Source organism: Streptomyces chilikensis, assembly GCF_001642695.1.
Lineage (GTDB): Bacteria > Actinomycetota > Actinomycetes > Streptomycetales > Streptomycetaceae > Streptomyces > Streptomyces chilikensis.
Genome location: NZ_LWCC02000116.1, coordinates 1 through 8357 on the forward strand (window position 1 = coordinate 1; position 8357 = coordinate 8357).

Genomic DNA, 8357 nt, shown 5'->3' on the forward strand with positions numbered 1-8357 from the left:
CGGCACCGGCGCGGCGGGCGCCCGCCGGAAGGGTGGTCCGCCCACGGGTTCGGGCTAAACCGGCACGGCGAGGGGGATCCGTGGTCCCTCGGGGCCCCGCCGCGCGGAGGACCGCGAGTGCGCGGGCGCACCGGAGACGCCGGCGCCGTCGAGGAGGACCGCCCGGCGACACCCGCCGATCGCGGTCACCGGGGCACCGGGGCACCGAGGCGGATGCCGGGCGGAGCGCGCCTGCCGGGCGGAGGACCCGAAGGCGGGAGGCCCGTCCCTCCCGGGCGGCGGACGGGCGGGCCGGACGGCTTCCTAGAGTGGCCTCCGACAGCACCCGCCCCTCCCGTCCGCATCGGAGCATCGTGCGCACACGCCTTCTCGACCGCCTCGGAACGACCCTGCCCGTCCTCGCCGCGCCGATGGCCGGCGGATCGGGGACGCCCGAGCTGGTGGTGGCCGCCGCGCGGGCCGGCGGCCTGGGCTTCCTGGCGGGCGGCTACCGGACGGCGGAGGAGCTGGCGGCGCAGATCGAGAGCGTGCGGGACACCGGGGCGGCGTTCGGCGTCAACCTCTTCGCCCCGCCGCCCGTGCCCGTCGACCCCTCGGCGTACCGCGCCTACGCCGACGCCCTGGCGCCCGAGGCGGAGCGCCGCGGCACGGCCCTGCCGGACGGGCCGCCGGTGGAGGACGACGACCGCTGGCAGGAGAAGACCGAGCTGCTCCTGGCGCGGCCGGTGCCGGTGGTGTCGTTCACCTTCGGGCTGCCCGGCGCGGACCTGGTGGAGGCGCTGCGCGGCGCCGGGACGACCGTGCTGCAGTCGGTGACGTCGCCCGAGGAGGCCCTGCGGGCGGCGGACCGGGGCGTCGACGGACTGGTGGTGCAGGCCGCCGCGGCCGGCGGGCACTCCGCCACCCTGACCCCCGAACGGCCCCCCGCGGACGTGCCGTTGCCCGAACTGGTCGACGCGGTGCGCCGGGCCGTTCCGCTGCCGCTGGTCGCCGCCGGCGGCGTCGCCGGCGCCCGGGACGTCGCGGCGGCGCTGCGGGCCGGGGCGGAGGCGGTCTCCGTGGGCACCCTGCTGCTGCGCACCCACGAGAGCGGGGCGTCGGCGCCGCACCGCGACGCCCTCGTCGACCCCGCGTTCACGGAGACGGTGCCGACCACGGCGTTCACCGGCCGCCCCGCCCGTGCCCTGCGCAACCGCTTCACCGACCGGTACGGCCCGTCGGCCCCGCTCGGCTACCCGGCGCTGCACCACCTCACCGCCCCGCTGCGGAAGGCGGCCACCCGGACCGGGGACACCTCGATGATCCACCTGTGGGCCGGCCGCGGCCACCGCCGGGCGCGCGTCGAGCCCGCCGCCGACACCCTGCGCCGCCTGGCCGCCGACGCGCCGGGACGGTGACCGGGCCGGGCGCCGGGGGCGGTCCTGGGCCGCCGGGCGGCCGGGAACACCGGGAGTTCGGCGAGGGCGCCGGTGACGAGGCCGCGGACGGGCCCTCCCCGGTCAGTGGCGGCCGCGGACCACGATCACCGGGCAGTCGGCGTGGTGCAGCAGCGCCTGGCTGACCGAGCCGAGCAGCAGGCCCTGGAAACCTCCCCGGCCCCGGGCCCCGACCACCACCAGCCGGGCGTCGCCGCTCGCCGTCAGCAGGGCGGAGCGGATCCGGGAACGGACCAGCCGCGGCTCGACCACGACATCGGGACGGGCGGCCCGGTGACGGGCCAGCGTCCCGTCCAGCAGGCGCCGCTGCGCCTCCTCGATCCGGCTGACGTCCGTCACGACGTGCAGGGGGTCGAGGGGGTCGTCGAGGGCGCGCTCGTTGCGGGTGTTCCACACGTGCATCGCGACCAGCGGCGCCCCGTGCAACGCGGCCTCGGCGAAGGCGAAGGCGACCGCCGCCTCACCGGCCTCGGACCCGTCGACGGCCAGCAGCACCGGACCGGTGGGGGAGGGGCGGCCCCGGACCACCATCAGGGGGCAGTGGCCGTGCGCGGCCAGGTGCACGGCGGTCGAGCCCAGCAGCAGCGAGGAGAAGCTGTTCAGGCCGCGGCTGCCGACCACGGCCAGCGCCGCCGAGCGCGACTCGATGGTCAGCACCTCCAGCGGCTCGCCGGACACCACCGAACGGGTGACCTCCAGGCCCGGCACGCGGTCGTGGGCGCGCCGCTCCGCCTCCGAGGGCACCCCGTGCACCAGTCCCGCCAGGCCCCGCCCGGTCATCTCCGGCGGCGGGGTGACGCCCGGCATCCGTGAGGGCCGGTTGCCGAAGGCGTGCACGATGCGCAGGGGGACGCCGCGCAGGTGCGCCTCGTCCGCCGCGGTGTCGACCGCTGCGAAGGCGGACGGTGAACCGTCCACCCCGACGATCACTGGTTCGTTCACTTCCGGCTCCCGTCCCGGCCCGTCCGCCTCCGCCGCCGTGGTCCCGTCTGGTCCAAGACCAGACTCGCCGAGGCGGGAGGGCGGGGCCACCGGACGGGGCCCGGCCGTGACCGGCCCGGCCTGGCAGGATGATCGCCGTGACAGCACACCACCCGGCCTCGACCACCACCGCGAGCACGTCCGGCCCGCTGATCCGGCCGGGGGCCGCGGACGACGTGCCGGCCGTCCTCGCGATGCTCGACGCCGCGATCGTCTGGATGAACGCGCGCGGCAACACCGAGCAGTGGGGCACGACGCCCTACTCGCGCAAGCGGGGCGGGGTGGAGCGCGTCCAGGAGTACTTCACGGAGTGCGAGCCCTTCGTCGCCGAACGGGACGGCGTCCCGGCCGGAGCGCTGGTGCTGCACACGGGCCCGAGCCCGCGGATGCCGATCGCCCCGGCCGGGGAGCCCGAGCGCTACGTCCGCCTGCTGGTCTCGGACCGTCGCCACGCCGGCCGCGGCATCGGGGCGGCCCTGCTGGCCCACGCCGTCCGGGAGACCCGGCGGGCCGGGGCCGGCCTGCTGCGGGTGGACTGCTGGGCGGGCGAGGAGGGGCGGCTGGTCTCGTTCTACGAGCGCAACGGTTTCACCCGCTCCGAGGAGTTCCACGTCGGCGCCTGGCCGGGGCAGGTCCTGACGCGGCGGGTCGGCCGCCACGAGGACGGTCCGGGGCGGTGAACCGGTGGACCCGCCCCGGCGGCCGGCCGGTCCGGCGGCGGGCGGGCCCGGCCCGGGGCTCCTCGCGGCGGCACGCCGGCCGCTTCCACCGGGCTTCACCGGAAGACGGGGCGGAGGTCACGTGGGCGTCGCCGGAAACGGGCAGGTTCGGGGGATGAGACTTCCTCCGAGAGCAACGGATCCCCGGCGGACGGCGCGTCCTCGCCCAAGGAGGCCGGTCCTGCGGCACGCCGTCGTCGCGGCGCTGGCGGTGTGGCTGACCGCCGGCGCGGCGGCGGCCGCCGGACACCCGCCGAAAGCCCGGCAGTTCGACCTCCAGGCGCATCGCGGCGGCACCGCGATGACCGTGGAGAACACGCTTCCGGCCTTCGCGCGGGCACTGGAGCTCGGGGTCACGACCCTGGAACTGGACGTCCAGATCACCGAGGACGGCCACGCGGTCGTCACCCACGACCGGGACGTCCAGGAGCGCAAGTGCCGGGACACCGGCCCGGCGTTCCCGGGTGACCCCGAGTACCCGTACGTCCCCGGCAAGAAGTACGTCAAGGACCTCACGCTCGCCCAGATCCGCACGCTGGACTGCGGGTCCCTGCGCCAGGCCGCGTTCCCCGCGCAGCGGCTCGCGCCCGGGGCGCGGATGCCGTTGCTGTCCGAGGTGTACGCGCTGGTGCAGCGGTACCGGGCCCACGGGGTCACGCTGAACGTGGAGACCAAGGTCGAGGCCGGAGCTCCGTGGGAGACGGCGCCGCGGGAACGGTTCGTGCGGACCGTGGTCTCCGAGACCCGGCGGGCGCGGATGGTGCGGCAGGTCACGGTCCAGAGCTTCGACTGGGGCGCGCTGATGCGGGTGCGCGAGCTGGAGCCCCGGCTGCCGGTGGTGGCGCTCACCAACGGACAGCAGTTCCTCCAGCAGGGCGTGCCGGGCGCCTCGCCCTGGCTCGGCGGACTGGACATCGACGACTTCGAGGGGTCGCTCCAGCGGCGCTACGTGGCCGCCGCGGCCTCCTTCGGCGCGGACGCGGTCTCCCCGGTGCACGGCGACCCGCAGGGCGGCGGGACCGGGACACCCGGGTACGTGCCCTTCACGACGCGGGAGCTGGTCGCCGCCGCGCACCGGGAGGGGATGGAGGTCGTGCCGTGGACCGTCGACGATCCCGCGACCGTCCGCCACCTGCTCGGGCTCGGCGTGGACGGCCTCATCACCGACGCGCCGGACGCCGTCCGCGCCGTCCTCGCCGAACGGGGCCACCGCCTGCCCCGCGCGTACCCCCCGCCCCGCTGACCCCGCCGCCGCGCGAACGGCCCCGGCCGCCCCGTCAGGCGGCCGCGGCCGGGCGGCCGGTGAGGATCTGCCCCATCGCGGCGAGGACGGACGGCTCGACGCGGTAGTAGACCCAGGTGCCGCGCCGCTCGGAGGTCAGGAGCCCCGCCTCCCTGAGCTTCTTCAGGTGGTGGGAGACGGTCGGCTGCGAGACGCCGACGTCGGAGATGTCGCAGACGCACGCCTCGCCGCCCTCGTGGGAGGCGACCGCGGAGAACAGGCGCAGCCGGACCGGGTCGCCGAGGGCCTTGAACATGCGGGCGGCGGTCTCCGCCTCCCCGGCGTCCAGCGGGCGCTCGGTCAGCGGCGGGCAGCACGGCGCGGCGGCGGAGCCGCCGGCCGCGGGGTCGAGGAGGGGGAGCACCTTGGTGTTCGGCATGCCTCCATTGTCCCATCCGGTTCGACAAGGGTCTATGTCGACCGCCGTCGAAGCAGATGAGGCATCGGAAGGGCCGTGTCCGGGCAGTCGTAGGCTTTGAACTGCCCTGACCGGGCCGACCCGTCGTCGTCAGGGCCGCCGCCTGTCCAACTCTCGTGGGAGTCAGCCCCGTTGAACTTCTGGTCGCTCTACCAGCACGGCTTCGCGCGGATCGCCGCCTGCACCGGCCACGCCGCCATCGCCGACCCCGCCGCCAACGCCGAGGCGGTCCTGCGGCAGGCCCGCCGATGTGACGAGGACGGCGTCGCCGTCGCCCTCTTCCCGGAAATGAACCTGTGCGGCTACTCCATCGAGGACCTGCTGCTCCAGGACGCCCTGCTCGACGAGGTGGAGACGGCGCTCGCCGCCGTGGTGGCCGGCTCCGCCGGCCTGCTGCCCGTCCTGGTGGTCGGCGCCCCGCTGCGCCACCGGAACCGGATCTACAACTGCGCCGTGGTGGTGCACCGCGGCCGGATCCTCGGCATCGCCCCCAAGTCCTACCTGCCCAACTACCGCGAGTTCTACGAGAAGCGGCAGATCGCCTCCGGCGACGACGAGCGCGGCGGCACCATCCGGATCGGCGGGCAGGCCGTGCCCTTCGGCGTGGACCTGCTCTTCTCCGCCGAGGACGTGCCCGGCCTGGTGATCCACGCCGAGGTCTGCGAGGACATGTGGGTGCCGGTGCCGCCGAGCGCCGAGGCCGCCCTGGCCGGCGCCACCGTGCTGCTCAACCTCTCCGGCAGCCCCATCACCGTCGGCCGCGCCGAGGACCGCAAGCTGCTCTGCCGCTCGGCGTCCTCCCGCTGCCTGGCCGCCTACGTGTACGCGGCGGCCGGCCTGGGCGAGTCCAGCACGGACCTGTCCTGGGACGGGCAGACCATGATCTACGAGAACGGCGTCCTGCTCGCCGAGACCGACCGGTTCCCGCAGGACGACCGGTACGCGGTGGCCGACGTCGACCTCGACCTGCTCCGGCAGGAGCGCCTGCGGATGGGCACCTTCGACGACAACCGCCGCACCCACGCCGCCCGCACCGGCGACTTCCGCGAAGTCGGCTTCCGGCTCGACCCGCCCACCGGCGACCTCGGCCTGCGCCGCCGGCTCGAGCGGTACCCGTTCGTGCCGTCCGACCCCGAGCGCCTCGCCCAGGACTGCTACGAGGCGTACAACATCCAGGTCAGCGCCCTCCAGCAGCGCCTGGCCGCGATCGGCGACCCCAAGATCGTCATCGGGGTCTCCGGCGGCCTGGACTCCACCCACGCGCTGATCGTCGCCGCCCAGACCATGGACCGCGCCGGCCGCCCCCGCAGCGACATCCTGGCGTTCACCCTGCCCGGCTTCGCCACCAGCGACCACACCAAGGGCAACGCCCACAAGCTCATGCGCGCCCTCGGCGTGACCGCGGCGGAGCTCGACATCACGCCCACCGCGCGGCTGATGCTGAAGGAGATGGACCACCCCTTCTCGGCGGGCGAGCCGGTCTACGACGTCACCTTCGAGAACGTGCAGGCGGGCCTGCGCACCGACTACCTGTTCCGGCTGGCCAACCAGCGCGGCGGCATCGTGCTCGGCACCGGCGACCTCTCCGAGCTGGCGCTCGGCTGGAGCACGTACGGCGTCGGCGACCAGATGAGCCACTACAACGTCAACTCCGGCGTGCCGAAGACCTTCATCCAGCACCTCATCCGCTGGGTGATCGGCAGCGGACAGTTCGACGAGGAGACCGGGAGGACGCTGGCCGCCATCCTCGACACGGAGATCAGCCCGGAGCTGGTCCCCGGCGAGGAGATGCAGTCCACCGAGTCGAAGATCGGCCCCTACGCCCTGCACGACTTCACCCTCTTCCACGTGCTGCGGTACGGGTTCCGGCCGTCGAAGATCGCCTTCCTGGCCTGGCACGCCTGGCACGACGCCGGGGCGGGCGCCTGGCCGGCCAACTTCCCGGAGGCCAAGCGGGTCGCCTACGACCTCCAGGAGATCCGCGACTGGCTCGAGGTGTTCTGCCGCCGCTTCTTCGCCTTCGCCCAGTTCAAGCGGTCGGCGATGCCCAACGGACCCAAGGTCTCGGCCGGCGGCTCGCTCTCGCCGCGCGGCGACTGGCGCGCCCCCTCCGACAGCTCGGCGGCCACCTGGCTGCGCGACCTGGCCCGCGTCGACGGCGCGCTCGGACGCGACTAGGGCCTGTCCGGCGGTTCCCGCCGGCGCCCCGACGGGGTGCCGGCGGGCGGACGGTCCGGGTGCCCGGGGGCGTCGTGCCCCTGCCGTGCCGGAGGGCCGCGGAGCGGGCCGGCTCTCCGGCGGGACGCCCGCGGCGAGGCGCGCCGACGGAACACGGGACGGAGGACCTTCCCCCGTCGCCCAGGGGCTGTCGAACCGTCGAACGCGCAGACCGCCGCGCGGCGGGAGCGGTCCGGTCCGCCCGTGCGGGCGGTGACGCCGCCCGGCCGGTCCGTGCCGGCGCGGCCGGCTCCCGTCACCCCATCCGCCGCAGCGCCTCCCGGGCCCGGCGGGCGTCGCGCAGACGGCGTTCGTAGGTGGTGCCCAGCAGGAGCAGCAGCAGACCGGCCGCGGCCGGGGGCGCCCAGCGGGGGAGCGCGCCGAGCGCCTGGACCAGGTAGGGCGCGAGTTCGTGCAGGGCGTCCAGCACCAGCACCGTGCCGCCCAGCAGCAGGGGGGCCCGCAGCCGGCGCACCGCACCGGCCACCGTGACGGCGAGGGCCGCCAGGCCGAGCAGCAGCGGCCGGGTCCAGTGCGGGTCGGCCCAGGCGGCGACCAGACCGGGCAGCAGGGCCGCGGACAGCCCGGGACCGTACGCCGGCCAGGACGACACCGAGGCGTCCCGGCGGCGGCGCAGCACACCCAGGGCCAGCATCGGCACCGCCGCCGGCAGCGCGTACGCCTCCGGGGTGCCGACGCCCCAGGCCGCCAGCCGCACCCACGCGGCGAGCACGAACAGCACGCTCGCGGCGTAACCGGCCGGACGGCGGCCGGGGCGCAGCGCGGTCGCCCCGGCGATCACACCGGCCAGCGCCAGCGCGAGGGCCAGCACCGGCGGGTCCGGCAGGGTGAGCAGCAGGGCGCACGCCCCGGCCACGGCCCCGGTGACCTCCACCGGGACGGTCGCCGGCCCGGTCGCGGGCCGCGCCGCGACCAGCGCCGCGGCCGCCGTCACCCCGAGCAGCAGCAGACCGGCCGTGGACGCCTCCCAGTCCCGCAGGCCGGCGATCACGCAGACCAGCAGCGCGGCATGGACCAGGGCGGCCGGCAGACCGGCCGGGGCGAGCGGGCGGCGGGCCAGGGAGGCGGCCGTGAACAACGCGATCAGCGCCGGAAGCACCGCCAGGGCGGCCCACTGCCCGGGCATCGACGACAGCGCCGCCCCGCCCGAGGCGACGAGGGCCACCACCATCGCGGTCCACGGCCCGGCCGCGGTCCGCCGGGTGAACGCCAGCGCGCCCGCCACCACCAGCACCCGCACGGCGAGACCGGCTTCGCGGGGCAGTTCGAACACCGTCGGCAGC

The 8357-nt window shown here is 76.3% G+C and carries 7 protein-coding genes; 4 read left to right on the forward strand and 3 right to left on the reverse strand.

The annotated features are described in order from the left end of the window. Positions 1–410: 410 nt before the first annotated feature. A complete protein-coding gene (locus A2U95_RS25295; protein WP_166027143.1) occupies positions 411–1397 on the forward strand; it encodes an NAD(P)H-dependent flavin oxidoreductase in 987 nt (328 codons plus the stop codon). A 102-nt stretch (positions 1398–1499) separates the two neighbouring features. Here the strand turns inward: A2U95_RS25295 and A2U95_RS25300 are convergent, their stop codons facing one another. Then, entirely contained in the window at positions 1500–2378 is an 879-nt protein-coding gene (locus A2U95_RS25300; RefSeq protein WP_206283058.1) for a universal stress protein, read from the reverse strand. 233 nt (positions 2379–2611) lie between these two features. Here A2U95_RS25300 and A2U95_RS25305 point away from each other — a divergent pair, with 233 nt between their 5' ends. Together A2U95_RS25305 and A2U95_RS25310 are read left to right on the forward strand one after the other, a co-directional pair. Beyond that, positions 2612–3097, forward strand: a complete 486-nt coding sequence (locus A2U95_RS25305; RefSeq protein WP_240958082.1) for a GNAT family N-acetyltransferase — start codon at positions 2612–2614, stop codon at positions 3095–3097. A 250-nt stretch (positions 3098–3347) separates the two neighbouring features. Continuing rightward, a complete protein-coding gene (locus tag A2U95_RS25310; protein ID WP_240958080.1) occupies positions 3348–4379 on the forward strand; it encodes a glycerophosphodiester phosphodiesterase family protein in 1032 nt (343 codons plus the stop codon). Positions 4380–4413: 34 nt separating this feature from the next. On the opposite strand, the gene A2U95_RS25315 is transcribed toward A2U95_RS25310, so the two are convergent. Beyond that, positions 4414–4797, reverse strand: coding sequence for an ArsR/SmtB family transcription factor (locus tag A2U95_RS25315; RefSeq protein WP_166027139.1), 384 nt, complete (start codon positions 4795–4797; stop codon positions 4414–4416). Between the two features lie 171 nt (positions 4798–4968). Here A2U95_RS25315 and A2U95_RS25320 point away from each other — a divergent pair, with 171 nt between their 5' ends. Next, positions 4969–7014 carry an NAD(+) synthase gene (locus A2U95_RS25320; protein ID WP_166027141.1) on the forward strand — a complete coding sequence of 682 codons (2046 nt, stop codon included), beginning with the start codon at positions 4969–4971 and terminating at the stop codon, positions 7012–7014. A 295-nt stretch (positions 7015–7309) separates the two neighbouring features. Here A2U95_RS25320 and A2U95_RS25325 read toward each other — a convergent pair. Further along, positions 7310–8357, reverse strand: a 1048-nt coding sequence (locus tag A2U95_RS25325) for an SCO7613 C-terminal domain-containing membrane protein (protein WP_420857050.1), incomplete at its 5' end; no start/stop codon positions are given.

Coding starts and splice junctions, on each gene's coding strand:
- A2U95_RS25295 (WP_166027143.1), top strand. CDS start 411: ATGGCCGGCGGATCGGGGACGCCCGAGCTGGTGGTGGCCGCCGCGCGG.
- A2U95_RS25305 (WP_240958082.1), top strand. CDS start 2,612: ATGCTCGACGCCGCGATCGTCTGGATGAACGCGCGCGGCAACACCGAG.
- A2U95_RS25315 (WP_166027139.1), bottom strand. CDS start 4,797: ATGCCGAACACCAAGGTGCTCCCCCTCCTCGACCCCGCGGCCGGCGGC.